The 1127-nt window shown below is 46.7% G+C and carries 1 tRNA gene and 2 rRNA genes; all 3 read right to left on the bottom strand.

The annotated features are described in order from the left end of the window. Positions 1 to 188: 188 nt before the first annotated feature. Positions 189 to 265 (bottom strand) — tRNA-Asp (locus tag KT99_RS19730). 105 nt (positions 266 to 370) lie between these two features. Further along, positions 371 to 486 (bottom strand): 5S ribosomal RNA (gene rrf, locus KT99_RS19725). Between the two features lie 207 nt (positions 487 to 693). Further along, a 23S ribosomal RNA gene (locus KT99_RS19720) occupies positions 694 to 1127 on the bottom strand; the annotation flags it as partial.

The following is a 1127-nucleotide window of genomic DNA, read 5'->3' as shown; positions in this document are numbered from 1 at the left end:
GTAGAGGCTTTCGTCTTTGTGTTAGCGGGTGAATATCACGCAGTGATGAGCTCATGAACGAGAGGCTTGGATGCCGAACTGGGCTTTTAAGCATGGATGCTGTTGGACGGGACGGCCGCGACACATATAAGTACCATAAATCAGACACGAAAAAGCCCTAACATTGCTGTTAGGGCTTATCGTAATGTTGGCGGAGCGGACGGGACTCGAACCCGCGACCCCCGGCGTGACAGGCCGGTATTCTAACCAACTGAACTACCGCTCCTTTAGCAAAGTGCTTACGCATATTGCTAAATTCTTTTTAAGTCGCTGATATGTCACTATCAGTAAACTTTGTCTTCACTTTCTAGAAAGTGGAAACTAAATAGGCGCCTGGAAATGACCTACTCTCACATGGGGAGACCCCACACTACCATCGGCGCAATTGCGTTTCACTTCTGAGTTCGAGATGGATTCAGGTGGGGCCACAATGCTATGGTTTCCAGACTAATTTTGCGATTACTTTCAGCTTTTCAAAAAGCTAAAGGTAAAAGAATTTAGAAAGCTGGCTATTTAAAAAGTCTTTTAAATAGCTTTAAATAAAAGTAATAATTGGTTCAACTTAAATCAAGTCGGTATTCTTTTGTGCTTGTAAAGTAATCACTCATTAACCACATACTTCTCTTTTAACAAGAGTAAACCCATCTGGGTTGTATGGTTAAGCCTCACGAGTCATTAGTACAGGTTAGCTCAATGCCTCACAGCACTTACACACCCTGCCTATCAACGTCCTAGTCTCGAACGGCTCTTTAGAGGAATTAAATCCCTAGGGATGACTCATCTTAGGACTCGCTTCCCGCTTAGATGCTTTCAGCGGTTATCGATTCCGAACGTAGCTACCGGGCAATGCTATTGGCATAACAACCCGAACACCAGCGGTTCGTCCACTCCGGTCCTCTCGTACTAGGAGCAGCTTCCTTCAATCATCCAACGCCCACGGCAGATAGGGACCGAACTGTCTCACGACGTTCTGAACCCAGCTCGCGTACCACTTTAAATGGCGAACAGCCATACCCTTGGGACCGACTTCAGCCCCAGGATGTGATGAGCCGACATCGAGGTGCCAAACACCGCCGTCGATAGAACTC

This window comes from Shewanella benthica KT99 (assembly GCF_000172075.1).
In the GTDB taxonomy this organism is placed as follows: domain Bacteria; phylum Pseudomonadota; class Gammaproteobacteria; order Enterobacterales; family Shewanellaceae; genus Shewanella; species Shewanella benthica_A.
Note: the sequence above shows the minus strand (reverse complement) of the source record. Positions and strands in the feature narration are given on the sequence as shown.